Genomic DNA, 25,609 nt, shown 5'->3' with positions numbered 1-25,609 from the left:
CGTAGGGTGCTGAATATGGATATGCAGACTGTCGTCCTTGGGACGTCCGGCACCACCCCGCAGGACGTCATCGACGTCGCCCGCCACGGCGCGCGCGTCGAGCTGTCATCCGAGGCCGTCCAGGCGCTCGCCACCGCGCGCGCCACCGTGGACGCGCTCGCCGCGAAGCCCGAGCCGGTCTACGGCGTCTCCACCGGCTTCGGTGCCCTCGCCACCCGGCACATCGGCCACGAGCTGCGGGCCCAGCTGCAGCGCAACATCGTCCGCTCGCACGCCGCCGGCATGGGCCCGCGCGTCGAGCGCGAGGTCGTGCGCGCGCTGATGTTCCTGCGCCTCAAGACCGTCGCCTCCGGCCACACCGGCGTCCGTCCCGAGGTCGCGCAGACCATGGCCGACGTGCTCAACGCGGGGATCACCCCGGTCGTGCACGAGTACGGCTCGCTCGGCTGTTCCGGCGACCTCGCCCCGCTCTCGCACTGCGCCCTGGCCCTCATGGGCGAGGGTGACGCCGAGGGCCCCGACGGTGTGGTCAAGCCCGCCGGCGAGCTGCTCGCCGCCGCCGGCATCGCGCCCGTCGAGCTGAAGGAGAAGGAGGGCCTGGCCCTCCTCAACGGCACCGACGGCATGCTCGGCATGCTGATCATGGCCCTCGCCGACCTCGACACCCTCTACAAGTCGGCCGACATCACCGCGGCCCTCTCCCTGGAGGCGCTCCTCGGCACCGAGAAGGTGCTGGAGCCCGAGCTGCACGCCATCCGCCCGCACCCCGGCCAGGCCGCCTCCGCCGCCAACATGCTCGCCGTGCTCAAGGGCTCCGAGCTCACCGGCCACTTCCAGAGCGGCGAGGCCCCCCGCGTCCAGGACGCCTACTCGGTGCGCTGCGCCCCGCAGGTCGCCGGCGCCGGCCGCGACACCATGGCGCACGCCCTCCTGGTCGCCGAGCGCGAGCTGGCCGCCGCCGTCGACAACCCGGTCGTCCTCGGCAACGGCGAGGTCCGCTCCAACGGCAACTTCCACGGCGCCCCCGTCGCGTACGTCCTCGACTTCCTCGCGATTGCCGCCGCCGACCTCGGCTCCATCGCCGAGCGCCGCACCGACCGGCTCCTCGACAAGAACCGCTCGCACGGCCTGCCGGCCTTCCTCGCCGACGACGCCGGCGTCGACTCCGGCCTGATGATCGCCCAGTACACGCAGGCCGCCCTGGTCAGCGAGATGAAGCGGCTCGCCGTCCCGGCCTCCGCCGACTCCATCCCGTCCTCGGCCATGCAGGAGGACCACGTCTCCATGGGCTGGTCCGCCGCCCGCAAGCTGCGCACCGCGATCGGCAACCTCAACCGGATCATCGCCGTCGAGCTGTACGCCGCCACCCGCGGCATCGAGCTCCGCCACGGCCTGACCCCGGCCCCCGCCTCCGTCGCCGCCATCGAGGCGCTGCGCGCCGCCGGTGTCGCCGGTCCCGGCCCGGACCGCTTCCTCGCCCCCGACCTGGAGGCCGCCGACGCCTTCGTGCGCGCGGGCGCCCTCGTCGCCGCCGTCGAGCCGGTCACCGGCCCGCTCGCGTAACCGCTCGCGTAACCGCTCGCGTCGCGGACGCACCTGCGCCGAAGGGCCGCCCCGGGAGACCGGGGCGGCCCTTCGGCATGTGCCGGCAGGCGCCGGGGCGGGGGCTCAGCAGGCCCGGCCGCCCCTGCGCATCGCCAGGGTCACGAAGCCCGCCCCGACGCCCAGGAAGGCCGTCCCGCCGAGGAGGTACGGCGTGGTGTCGAAGCCGCCGGTCTCCGCGAGCCGCGGATCCTGTTCCTCGTCGGAGACGGAGGACACCGGAAGGTCCCCCGGGCGCTGCTCGTCCGTGGCGTTCGCCGACGGGACGAACCACAGGGCGCAGAGAAGTGTCCCCGCGGCGGTGGCGGTGAGCAGCGGGCGTCGGGCGACGGACACGGTGTGGTGATCCCCCTTGCGGAAACCGCGAATTGGCAGGTGAGGAGATGCTAATGAACACACCGCGTCGCGGGAAACCCGAGGGCTCCCGGCGCTCTACGCTCCGGCCATGAGCACTTCCGAGACATCACGCTATGTACGGCTTCGGGTCGACCTGGTCCTGGAGATCGACGCACCCGCGGCGCTCGCCGAGGCCGCCGTCGGCCGGATCGACGCCGACGAGTTCATGCCCGAGGAGGAACGGACGCACGCCCGGGCCGCCGTCGCGGACGACAGCGCCGAGGCCCTCGCGTACCTCGTCGAGCCCTACGACCTGGTCGGCACCGTCCCCGGCGTCGAGCTCGTGCAGGCCTCCTGGAGCAGCGAGGAGATCGAGTACGACCCCGATGCCATGGAGTGGGACCTCGACGACGAAGATGGTGTGCGGGAAGACGACGAAGAGCACGAGCCCGACCGCAGCTGACCCCCCGCGCACCCGCACCACAGGGCCTCGGGACGGCGGCGTCCCGCGGCCCTGTGCCGTGTCCGGCGCCGTATCGGAACGGGGGCGGGAACCGGAGGCTCCGCCGGTGCGTGTCGGACAGTGGTGTTCCCCACAAACCCCCCGGTTGAGGAACCGGAGGGGCTCTCATGGGTGTTTCAGTAGGAAGTCAGGGTAGTCGGCGACGATGGAGAAGCGTGTGATGACGGACGGCAAGCGTCGTAAGAGCCTGGCGGCCGCCGCCGCGGTGCTCGGCGGCGTGCTGGTGCTCACGGCGTGCAACGACGGCGACAAGGGCGGCAGCGCCTCGGACGCGTCACAGAACGCGCAGGCCCAGGTCGACGAGGCAGCCGCGCAGAAGACCTCCAAGGCGCAGATCACCATCTCGCCGAAGAACGGCGCCCAGAACGCGTCGATCAACAACGACGCCAAGGTCACCGTCACCGACGGCAAGCTCACCGACGTGAAGATGACCTCCGCGGAGGGCGCCGCCGTCGAGGGGCAGATATCCGCCGACGGCCTCAGCTGGAAGCCGACCGGGCAGCTCAAGCGCGCCACCGTCTACAAGATCGCGGCGACCGCCCAGGACACCGCCGGTCTGGAGGCCCACGAGAACTCCTCGTTCACGACGGTCTCGCAGGCCAACAGCTTCATCGGCAACTTCACGCCCGAGGACGGCTCCGTCGTCGGCGTCGGCATGCCGGTCTCGATCAACTTCAACAAGGCGATCACCGACAAGAAGGCCGTCCAGGGCGGCATCAGCGTCTCCTCCAGCTCCGGCCAGGAGGTCGTCGGCCACTGGTTCAACTCGCAGCGGCTCGACTTCCGCCCCGAGAAGTACTGGACCGAGAACTCCACGGTCACCCTGAAGCTGAACCTCGACGGCGTCGAGGGCGCGAACGGCGTCTTCGGCGTCCAGCAGAAGACGGTCACCTTCAAGATCGGCCGCAACCAGGTCTCCACGGTCGACGTGGCCACCAAGACGATGACCGTCAAGCAGGACGGCCAGACGATCAAGACGATCCCGATCTCCGCCGGCTCCCCGGAGAACACCACCTACAACGGTGAGATGGTGATCTCCGAGAAGTTCAAGGAGACCCGGATGAACGGCGCCACCGTCGGCTTCACCGACTCCGACGGCAAGGGCGAGTACGACATCAAGGACGTGCCGCACGCCATGCGCCTGTCCACGTCGGGCACCTTCATCCACGGCAACTACTGGGGCTCCCGCTCGATCTTCGGCTCCGTGAACACCAGCCACGGCTGCGTGGGCCTCGCCGACGTCAAGGGTGCCGGCGACCCGAACCAGCAGGCCGCCTGGTTCTACGACAAGTCGATCGTCGGCGACGTCGTCATCGTCAAGAACTCCAAGGACAAGACGATCGCTCCGGACAACGGCCTCAACGGCTGGAACATGAGCTGGTCGGCGTGGAAGGCCGGCTCCGCCGTCTGATCCGCGTGTGAACGCGGAAGCGGCCCCCTCGGACTCCGAGGGGGCCGCTTCCGTATGCCGTACGGACGGCACGGACGGGGGCGGACCACCGGGCTACCGGGCCGGCTACCGGGCTACTTCCGTACGTCCCGCGCGTCGGCGTGCTCGTCCAGGCCCCACTGCGCCAGCAGCCGCAGCGCGTCCGCCGACGGCGTCCCGGGCTCCGCGTGGTACGTCACGAGCATCAGGTCGGGGTCGTCGCCCGAGACCTTCAGCGACTCGTACGACAGGGTCATCTCGCCCACCAGCGGATGCCGCACCCGCTTCGTCCCGTGCCCCTTGTCGGTCACCGTGTGCGCCGCCCACAGCGAGCGGAACTCCTCGCTCCTGACCGACAGTTCGCCGACGAGCGCCAGCAGCTCCTGGTCGTCCGGGTGCAGCCCCGCGTACAGCCGGAGCACGCTCACCACCTCGACCGCCTTGCACTCCCAGTCGACGTACAGATCGCGCGCGTTCGGGTCCAGGAAGACCAGCCGGGCCATGTTCCGCTCGCGCGGCTCCCAGGCGGCGAAGTCGCCCATCAGGGCCCGCGCCATCCGGTTCCAGGCCAGGATGTCGCCCCGCCGCCCCAGCACGAAGGCCGGGACGCCCTCCATCGAGTCGAGCAGCTGCACGAGGCCGGGCCGCACCTTCTGCGGGCGGGCGATCGCCTTCTGCCGCTTCTTCACCGTCGGCTTCGCCAGGTGCGTCAGGTGCGCCCGCTCGGTGTCGCTGAGCCGCAGGGCCCGCGCGATCGAGTCGAGCACCTCCATGGACACGTTGCGCCCGTTCCCCTGTTCCAGACGGGTGTAGTACGCCACCGAGACCCCGGCCAGCTGCGCCAGCTCCTCGCGGCGCAGCCCCGGCACCCGCCGGTGCCGCCCGAACTCGGGCAGCCCCACGTCCTGCGGCTTCAGCCGGGCCCGGCGGGAGCGGAGGAATTCGCTGAGTTCGGCACTGAGGTCCATACGTCCCCAGTATTCCCGTCCGGGGCCGCGGAAGCACCGGTGTGCCTGACCCTGCCAGTGGTAGGCACGCGGAACATAGGCAGAGCAGTGGTCTGGGCCCGGCCGCCGGGATCCGGCAGGCTTGCCGCCATGACCACGAACGTTTCCGCTTACGCAGCGCCCGCCGCCAACGCCCCGCTGGAGCGCACCACCGTGCCGCGCCGGGCCGTGGGCGAGCACGACGTCCTCATAGAGATCAAGTACGCAGGCATCTGCCACTCCGACATCCACCAGGCCCGCAACGGCTGGGGCGAGGGCATCTTCCCCATGGTGCCGGGCCACGAGATCGCCGGAATCGTCACCGAGGTCGGCCCCGGCGTCACCAAGCACCGGGTCGGCGACCGCGTCGGCGTCGGCTGCTTCGTCGACTCCTGCCGCACCTGCGAGTACTGCGAACGCGGCCTGGAGCAGTACTGCGCCAACGGCGGCACCAGCACGTACAACGCCCTCGACAAGAACGGCGAGCCCACCTACGGCGGTTACTCCAGCCACATCGTCGTCGACGAGAACTACACCCTGCGCATCCCCGAGGGCATCGAGCTCGACGTCGCCGCCCCCCTGCTGTGCGCCGGCATCACGCTCTACTCGCCGCTCGCCCACTGGCAGGCCGGCCCCGGCAAGAAGGTCGCCATCGTCGGCCTCGGCGGCCTCGGCCACATGGGCGTCAAGATCGCCCACGCGCTCGGCGCCGAGGTGACGGTGCTCAGCCAGTCCCTGAAGAAGCAGGAGGACGCCCGCAAGCTGGGCGCCGACCACTACTACGCCACCAGCGACCCGGAGACCTTCACGGAGCTGGCCGGCACCTTCGACCTGGTGATCTCCACGGTCTCCGCGCCGCTGGACTTCGACGCCTACCTGAGCCTGGTCAAGACCGACGGCGCCCTGGTGAACGTCGGCGCCCCCGAGGAGCCGGTCAAGGTCAGCCTCTTCTCCCTCATCGGCGGCCGCAGGACGCTGGCCGGCTCGATGATCGGCGGCATCGCCGAGACCCAGGAGATGCTCGACTTCTGCGCCGCGCACGGCCTGGGCTCGGAGATCGAGGTGATCTCCGCCGAGCAGATCAACGAGGCCTACGAGCGGGTCATCGCCTCCGACGTGCGCTACCGCTTCGTGATCGACGCGTCGACGATCTGACGCACGGCCGCGCCGAGGCGCAGCGCACGGCACGGCACCGCACCGGGGCATGACGTCCGGGGTAATCGACCCCGTACGGCATGCCCCGGCACGCTGTACCCATGACCGCATACGCCATCGGAAACCTGCACCCGAAGCCCGTCCTCGACGAGGAGGTCTTCACCTACATGGAGCGCATCCAGGACACCCTGGACCCCTTCGGCGGGCGCTTCCTCGTCCACGGCGCCCCCGAGCGCGAGGTCCGCGAGGGCGAGTGGCCCGGCGCCCTCGTGATCATCGGCTTCCCGACGTACGAGGACGCCCGCGACTGGTACGACTCCGAGCCCTACCGGGCCCTGATACCGCTGCGCACCCGGCACATGGCCGGCGACGTCCTGCTGATCGACGGCGTCCCCGAGGGCTACGCGGCGTCCGCCACGGCGGCACGGCTCCGCGCCGCGCCGCCGGCCTGAGCCGCTACTCCGCCCGCGCGACCCCGATGGGGCACGAGACGCCCGTGCCGCCGATGCCGCAGTAGCCCGCCGGGTTCTTGTCCAGGTACTGCTGGTGGTAGCCCTCGGCCGGGTAGAAGGGGCGGCCCTCGGCCGGGAGGAGCTCGGTGGTGATGGTGCCGTATCCGGAGCCGGTCAGGACCTTCTGGTAGGCCTCGCGGGAGGCCTCGGCCGTGGCGGCCTGCTCGGGGGAGTGGGTGTAGACGGCCGAGCGGTACTGGGTGCCGACGTCGTTGCCCTGGCGGAAGCCCTGGGTCGGGTTGTGCGACTCCCAGAAGAGCTTCAGGAGCCGCTCGTACGACACCTTCGCGGGGTCGAAGACCACCCGGACGACCTCGGTGTGGCCGGTGAGGCCCGAGCAGACCTCCTCGTACACCGGGTTCGGCGTCGGACCGCCCTGGTAGCCGACGAGGGTCGTGTACACCCCCTCGGTCTGCCAGAACTTGCGCTCGGCCCCCCAGAAGCAGCCCAGGCCGAAGTCCGCGACCTCCAGGCCCTCCGGGTAGGGCCCGAGGAGCGGGGTGCCGAGCACGGTGTGCCGCTCCGGCACCGCGAACTCGGGCTCGGGACGGCCGCGCAGGGCCTGGTCGGCGGTGGGGAGGACGGGGGTGCGGGACAGGAACATCGGGCATCTCTCCTCGACGGTCGTGGGGCTCCCAGCACAACGCCGAGGGCCCCCGGCGGATTCCCGCCGGGGGCCCTCACGCCGTGACGGCGGGCACCGGAGCGCTAGCGCGCCAGCGTAGCCGGGCTGCCGCCGTTCGACTCGTAGCCGGCCACCGCCAGGTTCCGGTACACCGTGTACTCCAGCGCCGGGTCCCCGCTCAGCGTCCACGGCAGCGCGCCCACGTAGCCGTCCACCCGCACCAGCAGCCGCATGGCCTCCTCCCAGCGCTCCGCGCGGACCAGGAAGTGCACCAGCAGGTGGCGTACGTGCGCCAGCATCGGGTCGTCCGGACGCGCCGAGTGCACCGCGTACAGCGCGCCCTCCATCGCCTTGGACACCACCGCGGTGCGGTAGTAGTCCTGCACGATCACCAGGTCCGGCTGGTGCTCGAAGACGGCGAACAGCGGCAGCGCCGCCAGCAGCGAGCCGTGCGGGGCGCGGGCCGCGGCCGTGGTCGCGAAGTGGTCCGCCTCCTCGCGCGAGCCGTGCCACTTCTCGCACCAGTAGTGCAGCGCCGCCAGATGCGCCCCCATGTGCTGCGGCGCGCGGTCGATGACCTTCGCCCACACCTGGTCGAACTGCTCGTGGGTGTCGCCCAGTCCGCGCGCCACGGCCAGTTCGGAGATGTACGGCACGGGGTCGCCCGGCGCGAGCAGCGCGGCCTGGCCGCACGCGGCCCGCGCCTCCTCCAGGATGATCCGGAAGTCGTCGGTGCCGGCCGCCGAGGAGCGCCACGCCTGCTGCACCAGGAACTCCGCGTACACCTGCGCGCCGCCGGGGTCCTTGGGCGCCTCGGCCCGCCAGGACCGCAGCCACGCCCCGCCGACGCCCGGCCGCTCGGCCAGTTCGAGGGAGGCGGCGCCCGCGAATGCCTGGACCCGCTGCCAGCGCGACTCGCCCTCCTTGGCGGTGCCCTTCAGGAGCTGCGAGGCGGCCCGCCAGTCCTGGGTGGCCTGCACGACGTCGAGCACGTCCAGGAGGTCGCGGTCGGGGCCGGGGAGCCGTACGTCCTGCTGTTCCTGCCGGAGGAAGCCGTACGCCTCCGGGTCCGCCGCGTCGGGGGCGCCGGGCGCCACCTGCCGGATGCCGCCGCCGCGCCGGCGCAGCACGTAGGGGCCCAGGATGCCGAAGAGCAGCCCGAGCGCGATCAGGAACCACAGAATGTCCATGCGTCCATTGTCCAGGACACCCGGTGAGACATACGGCGGCGGGCGGGCCCCCTCGGCACTACGCTCCTGACCATGAGCGACCAGCACTCCCACCAGAACTTCGAGACCCGCGCCATCCACGCGGGCAACACCGCAGACCCGCTGACCGGCGCGGTCGTCCCGCCCATCTACCAGGTGTCCACCTACAAGCAGGACGGCGTGGGCGGGCTCCGCGGCGGCTACGAGTACAGCCGCAGCGCCAACCCGACCCGTACCGCCCTGGAGGAGAACCTGGCGGCGCTGGAGGGCGGCCGCCGCGGCCTCGCCTTCGCCTCCGGCCTCGCCGCCGAGGACTGCCTGCTGCGCACCCTCCTCGTCCCGGGCGACCACGTGGTCATCCCCAACGACGCCTACGGCGGCACCTTCCGCCTGTTCGCCAAGGTCGTCCAGCGCTGGGGCGTGGACTTCTCCGTCGCGGACACCTCCGACATCGAGTCGGTGCGCGGCGCGCTCAACGAGCGCACGAAGCTGATCTGGGTCGAGACCCCCTCGAACCCGCTGCTCGGCATCACCGACATCGAGGCCGTCGCGGGCGTGGCCCGCCAGGCCGGCGCGAAGCTCGTCGTCGACAACACCTTCGCCTCGCCCTACCTCCAGCAGCCGCTGGCGCTCGGCGCGGACGTCGTCGTGCACTCCCTGACCAAGTACATGGGCGGCCACTCCGACGTCGTCGGTGGCGCCCTGGTGACGGCCGACGCGGAGCTCGGCGAGGAACTGGCCTACCACCAGAACGCGATGGGCGCGGTGGCCGGCCCGTTCGACTCCTGGATCGTGCTGCGCGGCATCAAGACGCTCGCCGTCCGCATGGACCGGCACAGCGAGAACGCCGCCAAGATCGTCGAGATGCTGACCCAGCACCCGAAGGTCACCCAGGTCCTCTACCCGGGCCTGCCGGAGCACCCGGGCCACGAGATCGCGGCCAAGCAGATGCGCAACTTCGGCGGCATGATCTCCTTCCGCGTCGAGGGCGGCGAGGAGGCGGCGGTCGAGGTCTGCAACCGCGCCAAGCTGTTCACCCTGGGCGAGTCCCTGGGCGGCGTCGAGTCGCTGATCGAGCACCCGGGCCGGATGACCCACGCGAGCGTCGCGGGCTCCGCCCTGGAGGTCCCGGCGGACCTGGTCCGCCTGTCGGTCGGCATCGAGAACGTCGACGACCTGCTCGCCGACCTGCGCGAGGCGCTGGGCTAGTCACCCGCGAGGGTAGGGACGCGCGTCGGTACGGACGGGGGCCGGGTTCCGTGACGGGACCCGGCCCCTTCGCGTGCGGTGCGGGTCCGCGGCCCCACGTCCCGCCCGCCCTCACCAGCCTTCGAGCGGCGGCGTCGTCCCGGCCGGCGGGGCCTCCCAGGGCCGGACCATCGAGGCCCAGACGACGAAGGCGCAGACCGCCAGGCCGAGCAGCGTCCACCAGATCCGCCGCACCGCCCGGGCCCGGTGCAGCAGCCGGACGCCGCGGGCCGTGGCCCGGGCGGCGAGGTCGCCGGGCACGTGCGGGTGCCCGCTCTCCAGCATCCGCCGGACCTCGTCCTCCTTGTGCTCGTGCCGGCTCACGAGGCCGCCCGCAGGGCCGAGACGGAGCGGGCGCAGACCGCCCGCACCCGCTCCTCGGGCAGCCCGAGCAGCGCCGCGGTCTGCTCCTCGGCCACCCCCTCGTACAGCCGGAGCACGACGATCAGGCGTTCCTGCGGGGTGAGTGCGGAGAGCACCCCGCCCAGGCCGCGGTGGTGCCGCCAGGCGGTGCGGGCGAAGCGGGTGGCGAGTTCCGAGCGGGTGACGTCGTACGGGTCCTCGCCGCGCAGCCGGTCCCACTGGGCGTAGGTGTGGGCGAGGGCGGCCGTCAGCAGGGCCTGCGCGCGCGGGTTGCGGTGCGCGGGCTCGGTGGTGAGCAGGGTCGCGGTGTGCAGCAGCCGGCCCGCCGCCCCGGCCACGAACGCGTGGAACTCCCGGGTGCGGTAGGCGTCTTCGCCGCCGAGGCCGTTCCGGCCGCTCCGGCCGGTTCTCCGCTCACGCACCTCCTCATATGAGGGCAGCGCGCGCCCGGGGTCAAGACTCCGGCGAGGACTCCGCGGGGGCGGCGGCCTCCTGGACCACGGGCAGGCCCGACTGGCGTGCGGAGAGTGCCGAGTTGAAGCGCGTGAGCAGGGTGGTGAAGGACTCGCGCTCGTCGGGCGTCCAGCCCTCGGTCACCTCCGCCATCAGCTGCCGGCGGGAGAGCCGCACCTCCTCCAGGCGGGCCTGCCCGCGCGGGGAGAGCTGGAGCACGACGGCGCGCCCGTCCTCGGGGTGGGAGGTGCGCTTGACCAGGCCGGTGTCGACGAGCGGGGCGACCTGGCGGGTGACGGTGGAGGAGTCGATGCCCATGCCTGCGGCGAGCGCCTTGACGCCCATGGGGCCCTCCTGGTCGAGCCGGTTGAGCAGCAGGTACGCGGCGCGGTCCATGGAGTTGCGGAGCTGCCCGGTGCCGCCGAGCCGGGTCTGCTCGGCCCGTCTGGCGAAGACGGCCACCTGGTGCTGGAGGGCATCGAGGAGGCCGGGGTCAAGCTCTGTCGTCATGTCCTGAGATGTGGGCATGGCTGTAGGGGCTCTCTCGTGCGGTGGTCGGTTGGTGGGGGACAGAGTACGCGGACCGGCCGGGGTCCGTACCGGGGCTGCGCGATCCGGATCGGAACGGGCTCCGGGCCGGACCGGGCGCGGGTTCCCCGGGCGGCCACATACCCGTTGAACTGCGAAACTTGATGTCATGAGCTTCCGTACGCCAGACCCCTTTCAGCGAGTGATCCTCGACGATGTGCGAGGAGCGCAGAAGATGCTCGCCGGGGTGGCCCGGATGACTGCGCTGGAGGGCAGCCGCCACCTGTCCTCGCTGGTCGGCGCTCCGGTGCACCTGAAGTGCGAGAACCTCCAGCGGACCGGCTCGTTCAAGCTGCGCGGCGCGTACGTGCGGATCGCGGGGCTGCGGCCGGAGCAGCGCGCGGCGGGCGTGGTCGCCGCCTCGGCGGGCAACCACGCGCAGGGCGTGGCGCTGGCCTCCGCGCTGCTCGGCGTGCACGCCACGGTCTTCATGCCGGTCGGCGCCCCGCTGCCGAAGGTGGCGGCGACCCGCGACTACGGGGCGGACGTGCGGCTGCACGGGCACGTGGTGGACGAGACGCTCGCGGCGGCCGAGGAGTACGCGCGGGAGACCGGCGCGGTCCTCATCCACCCCTTCGACCACCCCGACGTCATCGCCGGGCAGGGCACGGTCGGCCTGGAGATCCTGGAGCAGTGCCCCGAGGTCCGGACGATCCTGGTGGGGGTCGGCGGCGGCGGGCTGGTGGCCGGGATCGGCCTCGCGGTGAAGTCGCTGCGGCCCGACGTGCGGGTGATCGGCGTGCAGGCGGAGGGGGCGGCGGCCTATCCGCCCTCGCTGGCGGCGGGGCACCCGGTGGCGGTCGAGTCGCCGGTGACGATGGCGGACGGGATCCGGGTCGGACGCCCCGGCGAGGTGCCGTTCGCGATCGTCCAGGAGTACGTGGACGAGGTCCGGACCGTCACGGAGGACCAGATCGCGGCGGCGCTGCTGCTCTGCCTGGAGCGGGCGAAGCTGGTGGTGGAGCCGGCCGGGGCGAGCCCGGTGGCGGCGCTGATGGCCGATCCGGAGGCGTTCGGTCGGGGGCCGGTGGTGGCGGTGCTGTCCGGCGGCAACGTGGACCCGCTCCTGATGCAGCGGGTGCTGCGGCACGGCATGGTCGCCGGAGGCCGGTACCTGAGCCTGCGGGTCAAGGTGACCGACCGGCCGGGCGCGCTGGCGACGCTGCTCGCGGTGCTGACGGTGGTGGACGCCAACGTGCTGGACGTGGGCCACGTGCGGACGGACCCGCGCCTCGGCCTCACCGAGGTGGAGGTCGAGCTGCAGCTGGAGACGAAGGGACCGGAGCACTGCGCGGAGGTGGAGGCGGCGCTGCGGGACGCGGGGTACACGGTGCTGAGCTGAGGGCCCGGGCCGAGGGCCGGGCCGAGGCCCGGGCCGAGGATCCGTGGGATGGCGTGAACCGGTTGTGTATCGCGATGTATCGCGTTAGCTTGTGGTCCAGGTCACTCGTTCGCCGGGCGCCGGCCGTCCGGCGTTCCTAGACTTGGACGGAAACGCCCGGATCAGGACAAAAGAAGAATCCCGCCACACTCGCTGGGAGAACCCACATGCCAGGCGCGATCCACGCCGAAGGTCTGGTGAAGACCTTCGGTGACGTACGAGCTCTCGACGGGGTGGACCTGGACGTGCCCGAGGGCACCGTCCTGGGCCTCCTCGGTCCCAATGGCGCGGGGAAGACCACCGCGGTGCGCGTGCTCACCACGCTGCTCCAGCCCGACAGCGGCCGCGCCTCCGTCGCCGGCATCGACGTGCTCAAGCACCCCAACGAGGTCAGGCGCTCCATAGGCCTGTCCGGACAGTTCGCCGCCGTGGACGAGTATCTGACGGGCCGGGAGAACCTCCAGATGGTCGGCCAGCTCTACCAGTTGAGCGGCAAGGCCGCGAAGGCGCGGGCCGGCGAGCTCCTGGACCGCTTCAACCTCGCCGACGCCGCCGACCGCCCCGCCAAGACCTACTCCGGCGGCATGCGCAGGCGCCTCGACCTGGCGGCCGCCCTGGTCGTCTCCCCGCCCGTCATGTTCATGGACGAGCCCACCACCGGCCTCGACCCCCGCAACCGCCAGGCCCTGTGGGAGGTCATCCAGGAACTGGTCGCCGGCGGCACGACCCTCCTCCTCACCACGCAGTACCTGGAGGAGGCCGACCACCTGGCGCACGACATCTGCGTCATCGACCACGGCAAGGTCATCGCCCGCGGCACCTCCGACCAGCTCAAGGCCCAGACCGGCGGCGAGCGCGTCGAAGTCGTCGTCCACGCCCACGAGATGATCCCGCCGGCCCGCGAGGTCCTCGCGCGCTACGGGGTGGCGGACATCGGCCACGGCGAGGTCTCCGTCGAGAACCACACCCGCAAGCTCACCGTCCCGGTCACCGGCGGCGCCAAGCTGCTCGCCGAGGTCATCCGCGACCTGGACGCCGTCGGCGTCGAGATCGACGACATCGGCCTGCGCCGCCCCACCCTCGACGACGTCTTCCTCTCCCTCACCGGCCACACGGCCGAGCGCGCCGACGACGAGAACGGCGAGGGCGGCGGCGGGGGCGAGGCCCGGCAGGACGGCGCGACCGGCCGCGACAAGCGCTCCAAGGTGACGGAGGCGGCCAAGTGACCACCCTGACCGACACCGCGCCCCGGTCGAAGCCGCGCGGCGGCGTCGCCCAGTCGTTCCACGACTCGCTCGTCGTCACCAAGCGCAATCTGATCCGGATGATGCGCATCCCCGAGATGATCATCTTCGGTCTGATCCAGCCGGTGATGTTCGTGATCCTCTTCACGTACGTCTTCGGCGGCTCGATGCAGATCGGCGACACCACCGACCCGGACGTCTACAAGAACTTCCTGATGGCCGGCATCTTCGCCCAGACGGTCACCTTCGCCACGGCCGGCGCGGGCGCGGGCATCGCCGACGACATGCACAAGGGCCTCATCGACCGCTTCCGCTCCCTGCCGATGGCCCGCGGCGCGGTCCTCACCGGCCGCACCCTCGCCGACCTGGTGCAGACCGCGCTGACCCTGCTGGTCCTGGCGATCGTCGCCCTGATCATCGGCTGGCGCCCGGGCTACGCGGCGCCGACCAACTTCCTGAAGATCATGGCCGGGTTCGGGCTGCTGCTCCTCCTCGGCTACGCCTTCACCTGGATCGGGGCGCTGATCGGCCTGTCCGTGCGCACCCCGGAGGCGGCCACCTCCGGCGGGCTGATCTGGCTCTTCCCGGTGACCTTCATCTCCAACGCGTTCGTGGACTCCAGCAAGCTGCCCGGCTGGCTCCAGCCCATCGCGGAGTGGAACCCGTTCAGCGCCACCGTCCAGGCCTGCCGCAAGCTCTTCGGCGATCCGGGCCTCTCCCCCTCCGACGCCTGGCCGATGCAGAACCCGGTGTGGGCGTCGCTGATCTACTCGATCCTCATCGTGATCGTCTTCCGGACGCTGTCGGTGCGGAAGTACCGGTCGGCGACGGCGTGAGCCCGGGCCCGCGGCCGGATCAGGGGGCGTAGCCGGAGACGACCAGGCCGTCGGCGAGCGTGATGAACAGCGCTCCGCCGGCGGCCAGCACGCTTTCGGCCCCGGTGTCGCGCGCACCGGTCTCCCGGGGCGTGGTGAAGGCGGCGCTCCGCTCCGCGGATTCCGTGGACGAGTCGTCCGCGGGGAGCGAGGAGACGGTGGTGCCGCGGACGGCGAGGAGGCGGTCGCCGGAGAAGGCGGCCCGCTCGCCCTGCACGGGCCCCCGCCGGCCCTCGGCCCCCGTCCTCAGGTCGTACTCGTGGAGGCTCGTGCCGTCGCCCAGCACCACGACGCCCTTCGCGCTCACCGCCGGCGCCCCCGTCGTCCGCACGCCCGCGCCGAGGGTCCGCACCCGCTCCAGGGTCCGCGGGTCCAGCACGGTCACCCCGTCGCCCGCGCCCCTGCACAGCACGCCGTCCTTGTGGACGGTGAGGAAGTAGCAGCCGTAGGCGTCCGAGCCGCGCGCCGTCTCCTTGCCGTCGCGCACGTCCAGGGCCACCACCCGTCCGCCGCCCGGCACGAAGACCGAGCCGCCCGACACCACGGGCCCCTCCGGCAGCACGTCGAGCCGTCGCTGCCACAGTTCCTCGCCCCCGTCGCCCGGCCGCACCGCCGTGACGAGGCCCGCGCCGTTCTCGAAGGTCCCGCCGACGTACGAGGTGTAGAGCACCCCGTCGTGCAGATCGGTGCCCTTCACGGCCCAGCCGCCCGCCGGGAGCCCGCGCTTCCACCGCTGGGCGCCGTCCTTCAGCCCGTACGCGGTGACTCCGTCCCCGCCGGTGACGGCCACCAGGTCGCCGACGATCGCCGGATACTGCGCGGACGTCCGCGGCGCCGCCCCGCGCCCCGGCTTCGACCAGAGCACCCTGCCGTCGGCCGCGGACAGCGCCGACACCGCGCCGCCGGCGCCGGGGCAGACCAGCACCTCGGGGGAGAGCGCGCAGGCCTCCGTCCCCTCGTCGAGCTGCCGCGTCCACGGGGACCAGCCCGCGGGCCGCGAGGTGCGCCGGGAGCCGGCCGTCCCGTAGTCGCCGCCGTGCCCCTCGCCCCCGTACGGCAGGACGACCCGGCTCAGCGTGCGCGGGGCGGCGGGACCGGACGCGCTCGTGGAGGGCGAGGCGCTCCCGGACGGCCCCTGGCCGACCGAACCGCCCTGCCGCCCGCCCCTGTCGAGCATCACGACCCCCACCGTGGCCACCACGGCCACCGCCACCACGGCCGCCGAGATCGCCGCCCAGGGCCGCCGCCGGGGCGCCGGCCCCGCCGGCTCGGCGGGCCGGTATCCGACCGCCGTGGGGGAGTACGGCACCACGGGCCCGAGCGTCGGCAGATCCGCCACGCCCGCCCCCGAAGCGGCCTCCTCGCCGGCCCGCCGCGCCGCCTCCCCGTACTCGGCGAGCAGCGACAGCACCCCGCCCGGCCACGGGAACGCCTCCGGCGCCGCCGCCCCGCCCAGCAGCTCCACCAGCTCCGCCGCCGAGGGCCGCTCGGCCGGGTCCCGTCGCAGACACCGCTCCACCGTCGGCCGCAACTCCTCTGGAACCCCGTCCAGTTCGGCCTCGGCCCGGCTGATCCGGTAGATCACCGCCGCCATCTCGTCGTCGTGGAACGGCCCCCGCCCGCTCGCCGCGAACGCCAGCACCGCGCCCAGACAGAACACGTCCGACGCGGGCACCACCGCCCGGCTGCCGACCAGGTGCTCCGGCGACATGAAGCCGGGCGAGCCGACGACCAGCCCCGTGGAGGTCAGCGCCGTCGCCTCGAAGGCCTGGGCGATGCCGAAGTCGATCAGCTTCGGCCCGCCCGGGCCGAGCAGCACGTTCGCCGGCTTCAGGTCCCGGTGCAGCACCTGCGCGCCGTGCACCGCGTCCAACGCCCGCGCCAGCGTGACCCCGAGCGCCCGCACCGCCGCCACGGGCAGCGCCCCGGACCGTACGACCGCCTCCGCGAGCGAGGGGCCGGGCACGTACTCGGTCGCCAGCCACGGCGCCGCCGCGTCGGCGTCCGCGTCCACGAGCCGCGCCGCGTAGGGGCTGTCGACCGCCCGCGCCGCCGTGATCTCGCGCCGGAACCGGGTCCGGAAGTCCCCGTCGACCTCCAGGTCCTCCCGCACGGTCTTCACGGCCACCATCCGGTACGGATCGGCCGTCGGCCGGTCCGTCCGGCACGCCAGATGGACCTCGCCCATGCCGCCCGCGCCGAGCCGGGCGAGCAGCCGGTAGGGGCCGACGAGCCGAGGGGGCCCGGCGGGCAGTGCTTCCAGCACGGAACGCGCCTTTCTAGCGGGGGAGTTCGACGGAGGCGACGACACCCTGGTCGTACACGAGGTAGGCGAGGCCGCCGACGGGGATCAGGTCGGGGGTGCGGAGCATCTCCCTGTAGGTGACGCCGCTCGACGGGTTGGCCGGGTCCTGGTCGACGCGTGCGCCCGGCGCCCCCGGCACGGGTGTGACTCTCAGTCCGGTCGGCTTCCCGTCCTTGCCGATCCGCACGGTGTACAGCGAGGCGTAGTCGGCGTACACCACCTGGTCGCCCGCGAGCAGCGGCGCCGACATGGCCTGGGAGAGCCCGGCGGGCGCCGCCTTCGCCGCGTACGACCCCAGCTCCTTGCCGTCGCGCGGGTCGAAGACCTTCAGGGCACCGCTCTCGCGTACGACCCCCGCCGCCACGCGCTCGGTCACGAACGCCGGGTCCACCCCCGTGGGGGGCATCGGCAGGGACTTCCGCGGGGCGAGCGTCGTGGAGTCGAGGAGGTGCGCGCGTTCCGCCGTACCGGCGCTGTGGGAGACGTCGACGCAGTACGCGTACGCGCCGAACACCTTGATCTCCTCGCAGCTCCGCGCGTCCTGCTCCACCTGGCCGCGCACCGCCCCGGTCTTCGCGTCGTACGCGATGATCCCGCCGTCGCTGAGCGCGTACACGATGCCCTTGGCGTAGGCGACGGGCTCGAAGTCCCGGTACTCGGAGCGGGCGAGGTCGCCGTTGGTGAGCGTCTTGGTCCACAGCTTGCGCCCGTCGGCGAGGGTGTAGGCGAAGACGCTGACGTTCTCGATGTCGTTCGTCTGGTCCTGTGCGGTCGGCGCCGCCACGAAGACCATGCCGTCGGCGACCACCGGACGGCTGCCCTCGCCCTGCTGCGCCCAGGCGGGCTTCTCCCACTTCACGGCGCCCGTGCGTGCGTCCCGGACCTGTACCACGTCGCCGAACGCCAGCACGACCAGCCCGTCGTGGACGATGGGCCGGGCTGCCTCCTGGGCGAGGAAGATGCCGCCGGTGGGGCCGACGAAGCTCTCCTCCGAGTCCGGCTGGACGCTCGGCCTTGCCCCCCACAGCCGCTTCCCGTCCGCCGGGTCCAGCGCCTCGTACCGCCCGCCCGTCGTCCGGCACACCAGCACCCGCTCGTTCCCCGAGCAGCCGAACGCGGGCTCCGACAGCTTCGCCCGCCAGGGCTTCCAGCCGGCCGGCCGCTGGGCGGCGTTCTGCGGGACGACCCCGGAGGCGTCGGCCAGGCCCTGGTCGTCGACGCCGGTGACGTGCGGCCCGGCGGGCGCCTTCGGCCCGGCGGCGACGGGCTTCCTCGGGGTCTCCGGCTCCGGCCACAGCAGGTAGGCGCCGAGCCCGCCGCCCAGGACGGCGAGGGCGAGCACGCCCGCGAGCAGCGCCCGCCGGCGCCGCTTCGGCGGGGTCGGCGGCACGGTCGGGCCGGTCGGCGCGAGGGTCGGGGCGAAGTGCAGGCCGGGCGGGCCGGAGGTGACGACGGGGGCCGTCGCCGGGACCTCCAGGAGCGGGCCGCCCGCGGCGACGAGCTGGGCGAGCTCCGTCCCGTACTCGCCGATGTGCTCCCGGACGGGCACCGGCCACGGGGGCGCCTGCCGCTCGCCGCCGAGGAGTTCCACGAGGGCCTCCGGCGCGGGCCGGTCCGCCGGGTCCGCCGACAGGCACGCGCCGATGACCTCGCGCAGCTCCTCGGGCACGCGCTCCAGGTCCGCGTCGGCCTGGGAGACGCGGTAGAGGACGGCGGCGAGGGGCCCGTCGCCGAAGGGGTCCTCACCGGTCGCCGCGTAGCAGAGCAGCGAGCCGAGGCAGAAGACGTCCGAGGCGGCGGTCACCTTCCGGGCGCCGGCCACGTGCTCGGGCGACATGAAGGCGGGGGTGCCGACCATGAGGCCGGTCGCGGTCATGGTGGTGGCGCCGTGGGCGCGGGCGATGCCGAAGTCGATCAGGCGCGGGCCGTCGACGGCGAGCATGACGTTGCCGGGCTTGAGGTCGCGGTGGAGCACCCCGCCGGCGTGCAGGTCGGCGAGGGCCCGGGCGATGCGCGCGCCGAGCGCCCGGACGGCCGGGACCGGCAGCGGGCCGGAGCGGCGGACGGCCTGGGCGAGGCTGGGGCCCGCGATGTAGGCGGTGGCCAGCCAGGGGACCTCGGCGTCGGCGTCGCCGCCGACGGGTGCGGCGGCGTGCGCGCTGCGGACCAGCCCGGCGACCCGGATCTCCCGGCGGAAGCGGTCGCGGAAGGCGGGGTCGCCCGCGAAGTCGCGCCGCACGGTCTTGACGGCGAAGAACTCGCCGGAGGTGTCGAGCCGCGCCAGGTACACCTCGCCCATGCCGCCGGCGCCGAGCCGGGCGAGCACCTCGTAGGGTCCGATCCGCCGTGGCGCCCCGTCGCGCAATGCTCCCAGCACGTGCCCCGCCCCCCTCGTATGGCCTGCCGCCGCCGATCATTGCATGGGCATGACGAAGGGCCGGTCCCTTCCGGGGGACCGGCCCTTCTCGCGCGCTGCGGTGGATCAGCCGGCGTACGGCTTGGCTTCGAGGATCTTCACCGTGGCCATCTTGCCGTTCGGCAGCTCGTACCGGGCGTCGTCACCGACCTTCTTGCCGTTGACTCCGACGCCCAGCGGGGACTGCGGCGAGTAGGTCTCGATGTCGTCGCTCGCGTACTCGCGGGAGGCGAGCAGGAAGGTCACCGTGTCGTCCTCGTCGCCGTCGAAGGCGATCGTCACGACCATGCCCGGCTCGACGACGCCGTCGTCCGCGGGGGCCTCGCCGACCTTGGCGTTCTGCAGGAGCTGCGTGAGCTGGCGGACCCGGAGCTCCTGCTTGCCCTGCTCCTCCTTGGCCGCGTGGTACCCGCCGTTCTCGCGCAGGTCGCCCTCCTCGCGCGCCGCGGCGATCTTGGCGGCGATCTCGGTACGCGCGGGACCAGACAGGTACTCAAGCTCGTCCTTGAGCTTGTTGTACGCCTCCTGGGTGAGCCAGGTGACGTTCTCGCTGGTCTGGGTCACAGGTGCTCCTCGTAGGTACTGGGAATACAAAGCATCGCCCTACACGGAAAGGATGCGCCTTACCGGTGGGCGAAACCACGAGCCTAACAATGAGTGGCGAAAAGCGGGAGGACATAAACCACCAAGATGGCGTCACCCCAGGTCACCGTGGCGACCCGCCCGAGCTCGTCCCGGGCTCCCTACCCACCGCTACCGCGCCGTACACCCCAGGAGCTCGGCGTTGGTCGCCTTCGCGGTGGTCCGGATCGAGTAGACCTGGTCGATCCGGCTGCCGGTCTGCTCGACGGGGACGTCCTTGCGGCCGACCTCGGCGCCGTCCTCGGAGCGGGAGCGGAGCGTGCAGACGCCCTTCGCGTCGGCGTCCTTGCGGATCTCCAGGTGGACCTGGACCTCGGTGTCGCTCACCACGTCGAACTTGATCATCTCGGCGCTGATCTTCGTGCCGCCGACGTAGTGCCAGCCGAACCAGCCGATCATGGCCAGGAAGAGGGTGCCGAGCACGGCTCCGGCGATCTTGAGCTTCCGGTCGGCACGCTCGTCCGCGGAGCGGCCGTACCGTCCCTCGGGAAGCTGCTCACGCACCGCGCTCATGATCGTCCTCTCGCCGCCGGAATCCCCGGCCACGGGGCCGGAATTTTTCCCACCCCCGATTCCGTCACTATAGAGACCTCCCTAGGCGACGAATCACTGAGGACCGAGTCTTGACTGAGCAGCTGCGACTGATGGCCGTTCACGCCCACCCCGACGACGAGTCGAGCAAGGGCGCGGCGACGATGGCCAAGTATGTGTCCGAGGGGGTGGAGGTCCTCGTGGTGACCTGCACGGGCGGGGAGCGTGGCTCGATCCTCAACCCGAAGCTCCAGGGCGACGCCTACATCGAGGCCAACATCCACGAGGTCCGCCGCAAGGAGATGGACGAGGCCCGCGAGATCCTGGGCGTCGACCAGGACTGGCTGGGCTTCGTCGACTCCGGCCTGCCCGAGGGCGACCCGCTGCCGCCGCTGCCGGAGGGCTGCTTCGCCCTCGCGGACGTGGACCAGGCCGCCGGCGAGCTGGTCCGCCGGATCCGCGGCTTCCGTCCGCAGGTCATCACGACCTACGACGAGAACGGCGGCTACCCGCACCCCGACCACATCATGACCCACAAGATCACGATGGTGGCCTTCGAGGGCGCGGCCGACACCGAGAAGTACCCCGAGGCCGAGTTCGGCCCGGCCTTCCAGCCGCAGAAGCTCTACTACAACCAGGGCTTCAACCGTCCGCGCACCGAGGCCCTGCACAACGCCCTGCTGGAGCGCGGCCTGGAGTCGCCGTACGGGGACTGGCTCAAGCGCTGGGACGAGTTCGGCGGCAAGCCGCGCAACCTGACCACGCACGTCCCCTGCGCGGACTTCTTCGAGACCCGCGACAAGGCGCTCATCGCCCACCGCACCCAGATCGACCCCGACGGCGGCTGGTTCCGGGTCCCGATGGAGATCCAGAAGGAGGTCTGGCCGACCGAGGAGTACGAGCTCAGCAAGTCCCTCGTCGCCACTTCCCTCCCCGAGCAAGATCTCTTCGCGGGCATCCGCGAGAATGCCTGACATGAGCGCACACCTGGCAATGACCCAGCTTGTCCCCTTCGCCGCCGAAGAACTGGACAAGAACAAGGTGACCCCCGGCGTCCTCGGGTTCGTCGTCTTCGCCGTGCTGGCGCTGGCCGTCTGGGGCCTGATGAAGTCGATGAACCGCCACATGCACAAGATCGACTTCACCGAGGCCCCCGACCCGGCCGCAGCCACCCCGGCCGCGTCCCCGACGGAGAAGTAACCGCACGCCCCCGTACGGGCCCCGGCACCGCCGGGGCCCGTACGAGCGCTGCCCGGGATCAGGGGCGGGCGGCCTCCACCGTCACCCCCATCACCTCCCGGGCCCCGCGCCCCGGCACCATCCCCAGGTCCCAGGCCTGCCAGCCCGTCTCGCGCGGGGTGCCGCGGTCCAGGACCAGGGCGTAGGCCTCGGCGCAGTCGTCCAGGCGCGGGTCGCGGGCCGGGTGGCGGGCCGCGGCCAGGGCGGTCAGCTCCGCGCGGGCCGGGTCCCGGCCGGGGAGCAGGGTGGCGCGCAGGAAGCGGGCCCAGTCGGTGCCGCGGTGGTCGCCGTACGTGGCGAACAGGCGGGCCGCCTCCTCGCACAGGTCCAGCGCCTGAGCCGAGCGGCCGTTGCCGGCGTCCACGATCGCCAGCTCCAGGCAGGTCCAGGCCTCGCCGTGGGCCACCCCGATGCGGTGGAAGTCCGCGCGGGCGTCCATCAGCAGCTGACGGGCGAATCCGGAGTTGCGGAGGTTGCCGGTCTGGGCGGCCCGCTGGTCGCGGGTGACCCGGCCCGAATGATGGCGGGCGCATGCCAATCCGTAGACGTCCCGCATCCGCGAGAACATCGTCCGCGCCCGCTCCAGCTCCCGCACCGCCTGGTCCCGTTCGCCCCGCTCCTCCAGCGCGTGCCCCAGGTAGTAGAGGGTCCACGCCTCGCCGCGGGCGTCCTCCTGCTCCCGGTGCCGCGACAGCGCCTGCCGCAGGCCCTCCATCGCCGCCTCCGGATCCCCGGCGACCAGCCGCGCCCGGGCCAGCTGGGTCAGCGCCCACGCCTGGCCGCGCCCGTCATGGGTGCGCCCGTACTGCTCCAGCGCCCGCCGCAGCTCCTCCTCCGCCCGCGCCACCTCGCCCGTCCGCAGGCACACCTGGCCCAGCTGGAAGTGCGCCCACGCCTCGCCGTGCAGCGACTCGCTCTCCCGGTGCCGGGCGAGGGCCCGGTCGAGCAGCTCCAGGGCCTCCGCCAGGTTGCCCCGGTCCCGCTCCACCGCCGCCAGGGCGTGCAGCGTCCAGCCCCGGTCCGCGGCCAGCGACTCCGGCTCCTGGAGGACCAGCGCCTCCCGCAGCTTCGCCGCCGCCTCCGACAGATTGCCCTGGTGGTGCAGCGTGATCCCGAGCGAGCAGAGCGCCAGCGCCGCCCCCGCGTCCTGGTGCGCCTCCTGATAGAGGGAGACGACCGAGGCCAGCGTCGTGCGGGCCTTGTCCAGCTCGCCCAGCTGCCGGGCCGCGATCCCGGTCCGCCACTGGACGGAACGCGACAGCAGTCCCTGGCCCACCGCGTCCGTCAGCTCGTTGATCTCGCCCAGCCGGTACAGGTCGCCGCGCAGCAGGCAGTAGTCGCACAGCGCGCCCAGCAGGTCGAGCACCGTCTGCTGGTCCACGCCCTCCGTGTGCCGCAGCGTCGCCGTGATGAAGCTGGACTCCTCGTCCAGCCAGCGCAGCGCCGCGTCCAGCGACCCGAAGCCGTGCCCGCCGAACCGGGCAGCGCGGTTGACGCGTGTCGACATCTTGCCGTCGACCATCCGGATGACCGCGTCCGCCAGCTCCGCGTAGTTGCGGATCAGCCGCTCGTGCGCCGCCGCGATCTCCGCCTGGTCCTCCTCCTCGACCAGCCGCGCCGCCGCGAACCCGCGCACCGCGTCGTGCAGCCGGTACCGCTCCCCGCGCACGTGGTCGAGCAGCCCCGCCCCGGCCAGCTCCCGCAGCAGCCGGGCGCCCTCCGTGCCCGGGGCGCCCAGCAGCGCCCCCGCGGCCGCCGCCCCCAGCGAGGCCCGCCCCGCCAGCGGCAGCCGGCGCAGCAGCCGCCGCCCGTCCTCGTCCAGCCCCGCCGCGTACCCGGCCGCCAGCGCCCGCTCCACCGGCCCGGCCTCCGCGCCCGCCGCGCCCAGCAGCTCCCCGACCGTGCCCGCCGTGCGCCCGCCGAGCAGCGCCCCCGCCGCCCGCAGCGCCAGCGGCAGACCGCCGCACAGCTCCCGCACCCGCGCGAAGCCCTCCGCGTCGTACGGCCCCCGGGCGCCCTCCGCCGCGCCCAGCAGCTCCTCCGCGCCCGCCTCGTCCAGCGCCGTCACCGGCAGCACGTGCACCGAGGCCGGCACGTCCGGGCCCAGGTCCAGCGGCGAGCGGCAGGTCACCAGGACCAGACTGTCCGAGCGCTCCGGCAGCAGCGTCCGCACCTGCTCCGCGTCCACCGCGTCGTCCAGGACCACCGTCACCGGAAGCCCTGTCAGGTGCTGGTGGTACAGCTCCGCGAGCCGCCGCACCTGCTGCTCCGCCGAGGACCGCTCCCGGAAGAGCAGCTGTTCGCGCGGCGCGCCCAGCCGGTTCAGCAGGTGCAGCAGCGCCTCCCGGGTGGCGAGCGGCTTCTCGCCCCGCGTGGCGCCGCCCCGCAGGTCCACCACGCACGCCCCGCGGAACTGGTCTCGCAGCGCGTGCGCCGCCCGCACCGCCAGCGTCGTACGGCCCGAGCCCGGCGCCCCGTGCAGCATCACCACCGTCGGCCGGGTCGCCGTCGCCGCCCGGCCCGCCTGCACCCACCGCGTGATCTGCGCCAGCTCGCCCCGCCGCCCCGCGAACCGCCCCGCCGGGTCCGGCAGATGGCCGAAGGACTGCTCCAGGACGCTGCGCCGCCGGGCCGCCGCGCTGCGGTCCACGCCCCGCAGCCGCTCGACCGCCTTCTGCGGGGGCTGCCCGGCCGTGCCGAGGAGCACCCGCTGCTGCTCCAGGAACGGCTGTACGCCCCGCGCCTCGAAGGCCGTCAGCCACCGCAGCCGCACCTGCTCCGCCCCGCCCGGCCGCCCGAGGTCGCCGGCCCTGCGGTGCGCCGCCGCCCGCCGCCCGGCGCCCAGCTTCAGGGCGGTCGCCGCCGCCCCCGCCACCGCCACCACGGCCCCCGCGCCGAGCGCGGTCCCGGCGGCGGTGCCCAGCGCCAGGTCGCCGCCGACCGCGGCCGCCGCCGCGACGGCCGTCACCAGCGCGGGCGTTCCGAGCCCGGCGGCCGCATCGGGGGCGGCGGGACCGTCCCCGGCCTCCTCCAGGGCCCGCAGGTAGTCCGCGTACTCCTCGGCCGCCGACGCCGCCATCGTGTCCAGGGCGGCCCGGCCGCGGGCGAGCAGCGCGTCCCGGTCGACGCGGCCCGCGGAGCGCCGTACCTCCTCCTCCACGGTCCGTTCCCACAGCCGCTCGGCATCGGCCCGGTGGCTGTCCCGCATCCGCGTCCCCCTCCGCCAGCCGGAAGCATCCGGCCCGAACAGTCCGAGGACAAGTGTCCTGCGGGACGCCCGTCGGCGCGAGGGAGCGGTGCGAACGTCCGGTGATTGCAAGGGAATCGGGCCTCGCGCCGCACGACCCGAACGGCTGCCCGTCGACCTCGCGTCCGATGGCGTTCATGTGCCGAATACCGCGTCCGGGTGACGCCCCGGAACCAATCCCTCCCGGGGCAGTTGATCAGGTCGCTTCGGTCAACACGGAGCAGTTCCGGGCCATCGAGCTCAAGAAGGAAGATCTCGTGATCAAGAAGGTTCTTGCCACCGCTGCGGTTGCCGCCTCCGTCGTGGGCATGGGTGCGTCGACGGCCATGGCTGCCGGCAACGACGGCGGCAGCGCCAACATCATCGGCAACCAGTCGAAGCAGTCCATCGGCAGCAACTCCACCGGTGGCTACATGAGCCCGAACTTCGGCCTCATCAACGGCGGTGTCCTGCACTGCTTCGACGTGCAGAAGGTCGAGGCGCAGGTCCCGATCGGCGCGCTCATCGGTGTTCCGATCGCCGTCCAGGACGTCCTGGGCAACCCGATCGCGAACCAGACCTGCACCCAGAACTCCGTGCAGCAGAAGGGCGACGACGCCCTGTCGCACATCCTGGGCGAGGTCCTCTCCCAGAACGGGAACGTCGGCGGCTGACGCCTGCTTCTCGCCTGAAGCGGCCCCGTTCCTCGCATTCGACCTGCG

24 protein-coding genes are annotated in these 25,609 nt (G+C 73.1%); 12 read left to right on the top strand and 12 right to left on the bottom strand.

Annotated elements, in window-relative coordinates:
- Positions 1-21: 21 nt before the first annotated feature.
- Positions 22-1,563 carry a histidine ammonia-lyase gene (gene hutH / locus ABD981_RS15405; RefSeq protein WP_046908443.1) on the top strand — a complete coding sequence of 514 codons (1,542 nt, stop codon included), beginning with the start codon at positions 22-24 and terminating at the stop codon, positions 1,561-1,563.
- Positions 1,564-1,668: 105 nt separating this feature from the next.
- Here hutH and ABD981_RS15400 read toward each other — a convergent pair whose 3' ends face one another.
- Complete coding sequence (locus ABD981_RS15400) at positions 1,669-1,938, bottom strand: hypothetical protein (protein ID WP_046908442.1); 270 nt, start codon at positions 1,936-1,938, stop codon at positions 1,669-1,671.
- Between the two features lie 109 nt (positions 1,939-2,047).
- Between ABD981_RS15400 and ABD981_RS15395 the strand changes: the two genes are divergently transcribed.
- Both ABD981_RS15395 and ABD981_RS15390 read left to right on the top strand, forming a co-directional pair.
- On the top strand, positions 2,048-2,401 hold the full coding sequence (locus tag ABD981_RS15395; RefSeq protein ID WP_046908441.1) for a hypothetical protein: 354 nt from the start codon (positions 2,048-2,050) through the stop codon (positions 2,399-2,401).
- A 205-nt stretch (positions 2,402-2,606) separates the two neighbouring features.
- Positions 2,607-3,872: a L,D-transpeptidase gene (locus tag ABD981_RS15390; protein ID WP_046908440.1), complete on the top strand. Its 1,266-nt coding sequence runs from the start codon at positions 2,607-2,609 to the stop codon at positions 3,870-3,872.
- A 113-nt stretch (positions 3,873-3,985) separates the two neighbouring features.
- On the opposite strand, the gene ABD981_RS15385 is transcribed toward ABD981_RS15390, so the two are convergent.
- A complete protein-coding gene (locus ABD981_RS15385; protein ID WP_046908439.1) occupies positions 3,986-4,858 on the bottom strand; it encodes a helix-turn-helix domain-containing protein in 873 nt (290 codons plus the stop codon).
- Between the two features lie 129 nt (positions 4,859-4,987).
- Here ABD981_RS15385 and ABD981_RS15380 point away from each other — a divergent pair, with 129 nt between their 5' ends.
- Positions 4,988-6,031, top strand: coding sequence for an NAD(P)-dependent alcohol dehydrogenase (locus tag ABD981_RS15380; RefSeq protein ID WP_046908438.1), 1,044 nt, complete (start codon positions 4,988-4,990; stop codon positions 6,029-6,031).
- Between the two features lie 101 nt (positions 6,032-6,132).
- Positions 6,133-6,483 (top strand): DUF1330 domain-containing protein, encoded by a 351-nt coding sequence (locus ABD981_RS15375; RefSeq protein ID WP_046908437.1) that lies wholly within the window; start codon positions 6,133-6,135, stop codon positions 6,481-6,483.
- Positions 6,484-6,487: 4 nt separating this feature from the next.
- Here the strand turns inward: ABD981_RS15375 and msrA are convergent, their stop codons facing one another.
- Complete coding sequence (gene msrA, locus ABD981_RS15370) at positions 6,488-7,147, bottom strand: peptide-methionine (S)-S-oxide reductase MsrA (RefSeq protein WP_046908436.1); 660 nt, start codon at positions 7,145-7,147, stop codon at positions 6,488-6,490.
- A gap of 104 nt (positions 7,148-7,251) precedes the next feature.
- Positions 7,252-8,358 (bottom strand): hypothetical protein, encoded by a 1,107-nt coding sequence (locus ABD981_RS15365; RefSeq protein WP_046908435.1) that lies wholly within the window; start codon positions 8,356-8,358, stop codon positions 7,252-7,254.
- A gap of 72 nt (positions 8,359-8,430) precedes the next feature.
- Between ABD981_RS15365 and ABD981_RS15360 the strand changes: the two genes are divergently transcribed.
- Positions 8,431-9,585, top strand: coding sequence for a cystathionine gamma-synthase (locus ABD981_RS15360; protein ID WP_046908434.1), 1,155 nt, complete (start codon positions 8,431-8,433; stop codon positions 9,583-9,585).
- A 111-nt stretch (positions 9,586-9,696) separates the two neighbouring features.
- Here ABD981_RS15360 and ABD981_RS15355 read toward each other — a convergent pair whose 3' ends face one another.
- The 3 genes from ABD981_RS15355 to ABD981_RS15345 are packed head-to-tail and all read right to left on the bottom strand — an operon-like array spanning position 9,697 to position 10,968.
- Entirely contained in the window at positions 9,697-9,948 is a 252-nt protein-coding gene (locus ABD981_RS15355; protein ID WP_205628184.1) for a hypothetical protein, read from the bottom strand.
- A complete protein-coding gene (locus ABD981_RS15350; RefSeq protein ID WP_046908433.1) occupies positions 9,945-10,409 on the bottom strand; it encodes a sigma factor-like helix-turn-helix DNA-binding protein in 465 nt (154 codons plus the stop codon). Before ABD981_RS15350 ends, ABD981_RS15355 begins: the two co-directional genes overlap by 4 nt.
- A gap of 31 nt (positions 10,410-10,440) precedes the next feature.
- Positions 10,441-10,968, bottom strand: a complete 528-nt coding sequence (locus tag ABD981_RS15345) for a MarR family winged helix-turn-helix transcriptional regulator (RefSeq protein WP_046908432.1) — start codon at positions 10,966-10,968, stop codon at positions 10,441-10,443.
- 169 nt (positions 10,969-11,137) lie between these two features.
- On the opposite strand from ABD981_RS15345, the gene ilvA reads away from it, so the two are divergent.
- The 3 genes from ilvA (at position 11,138) to ABD981_RS15330 (ending at position 14,489) form a co-directional block, all read left to right on the top strand.
- A complete protein-coding gene (ilvA, locus tag ABD981_RS15340; protein ID WP_046908431.1) occupies positions 11,138-12,370 on the top strand; it encodes a threonine ammonia-lyase in 1,233 nt (410 codons plus the stop codon).
- Between the two features lie 206 nt (positions 12,371-12,576).
- Positions 12,577-13,635 (top strand): ATP-binding cassette domain-containing protein, encoded by a 1,059-nt coding sequence (locus ABD981_RS15335; RefSeq protein ID WP_046908430.1) that lies wholly within the window; start codon positions 12,577-12,579, stop codon positions 13,633-13,635.
- 5 nt (positions 13,636-13,640) lie between these two features.
- Complete coding sequence (locus tag ABD981_RS15330; RefSeq protein ID WP_276205585.1) at positions 13,641-14,489, top strand: ABC transporter permease; 849 nt, start codon at positions 13,641-13,643, stop codon at positions 14,487-14,489.
- A 19-nt stretch (positions 14,490-14,508) separates the two neighbouring features.
- Here ABD981_RS15330 and ABD981_RS15325 read toward each other — a convergent pair whose 3' ends face one another.
- The 4 genes from ABD981_RS15325 to ABD981_RS15310 form a co-directional block, all read right to left on the bottom strand.
- On the bottom strand, positions 14,509-16,794 hold the full coding sequence (locus tag ABD981_RS15325) for a protein kinase domain-containing protein (protein ID WP_046908428.1): 2,286 nt from the start codon (positions 16,792-16,794) through the stop codon (positions 14,509-14,511).
- Between the two features lie 13 nt (positions 16,795-16,807).
- Positions 16,808-19,210, bottom strand: a complete 2,403-nt coding sequence (locus tag ABD981_RS15320) for a protein kinase domain-containing protein (RefSeq protein ID WP_046908427.1) — start codon at positions 19,208-19,210, stop codon at positions 16,808-16,810.
- Between the two features lie 105 nt (positions 19,211-19,315).
- On the bottom strand, positions 19,316-19,813 hold the full coding sequence (gene greA, locus ABD981_RS15315) for a transcription elongation factor GreA (RefSeq protein WP_046908426.1): 498 nt from the start codon (positions 19,811-19,813) through the stop codon (positions 19,316-19,318).
- Between the two features lie 189 nt (positions 19,814-20,002).
- A complete protein-coding gene (locus tag ABD981_RS15310; protein ID WP_046908515.1) occupies positions 20,003-20,404 on the bottom strand; it encodes a DUF4307 domain-containing protein in 402 nt (133 codons plus the stop codon).
- A gap of 110 nt (positions 20,405-20,514) precedes the next feature.
- Between ABD981_RS15310 and mca the strand changes: the two genes are divergently transcribed.
- Both mca and ABD981_RS15300 read left to right on the top strand, forming a co-directional pair.
- A complete protein-coding gene (mca, locus tag ABD981_RS15305) occupies positions 20,515-21,396 on the top strand; it encodes a mycothiol conjugate amidase Mca (protein ID WP_046908425.1) in 882 nt (293 codons plus the stop codon).
- Positions 21,389-21,622 (top strand): hypothetical protein, encoded by a 234-nt coding sequence (locus ABD981_RS15300; RefSeq protein ID WP_205628183.1) that lies wholly within the window; start codon positions 21,389-21,391, stop codon positions 21,620-21,622. The genes mca and ABD981_RS15300 overlap by 8 nt, the downstream gene beginning before the upstream one ends.
- Positions 21,623-21,680: 58 nt before the next feature.
- Here the strand turns inward: ABD981_RS15300 and ABD981_RS15295 are convergent, their stop codons facing one another.
- Positions 21,681-24,869, bottom strand: a complete 3,189-nt coding sequence (locus ABD981_RS15295; RefSeq protein WP_345529530.1) for a tetratricopeptide repeat protein — start codon at positions 24,867-24,869, stop codon at positions 21,681-21,683.
- Between the two features lie 296 nt (positions 24,870-25,165).
- Between ABD981_RS15295 and ABD981_RS15290 the strand changes: the two genes are divergently transcribed.
- Positions 25,166-25,561: a rodlin gene (locus tag ABD981_RS15290; protein ID WP_046912337.1), complete on the top strand. Its 396-nt coding sequence runs from the start codon at positions 25,166-25,168 to the stop codon at positions 25,559-25,561.
- Positions 25,562-25,609: the final 48 nt, after the last annotated feature.

This window comes from Streptomyces showdoensis, assembly GCF_039535475.1.
Taxonomy (GTDB): domain Bacteria; phylum Actinomycetota; class Actinomycetes; order Streptomycetales; family Streptomycetaceae; genus Streptomyces; species Streptomyces showdoensis.
This window is presented reverse-complemented; position numbering and strand designations above follow the sequence as displayed.